This window comes from Vogesella mureinivorans, assembly GCF_007644035.1.
GTDB lineage: Bacteria > Pseudomonadota > Gammaproteobacteria > Burkholderiales > Chromobacteriaceae > Vogesella > Vogesella mureinivorans.
In genome coordinates, this window is the sequence record NZ_VMTV02000217.1 from 1 (window position 1) to 338 (window position 338).

Annotated in this window: 1 protein-coding gene; it reads left to right on the plus strand. The window is 71.3% G+C overall.

Annotated features, from left to right (window positions below; genetic code table 11):
- A partial coding sequence (locus FLQ44_RS23565) for a hypothetical protein (protein WP_206208742.1) occupies window positions 1-241 on the plus strand: 241 nt, incomplete at its 5' end.
- Window positions 242-338 lie beyond the last annotated feature (97 nt).

Sequence of the window (338 nt, forward strand, 5' to 3'; positions counted from 1 at the left end):
GTCGATGGTGGTGGTGATCAACGATCCCGATCCCAGCCAGCACTTCGGCGGCCTGGTCGCCGCACCGGTGTTCGGCCGGGTGATGGCCGATGCCCTGCGCATCCTCGACGTGCCGCCGGACGACATCCAGCAGTGGTACGTGTCGACGCCGATCCAGGCGCCGACGCTGCTGCCGGGCGAGCTGCCGCTCGAAGCCGAGGGCGCGATCGAGCCCACGCCCGATACGGGGGTCGCGCAATGAGCCCGCGCCTGCCGCCGCTCAGCCTGCAGGAGCTGCTGCCCGAATGCAGCGACCTGCCCGAGCTCAACCTCAGCGGTCTGCGCCTCGACAGCCGCGC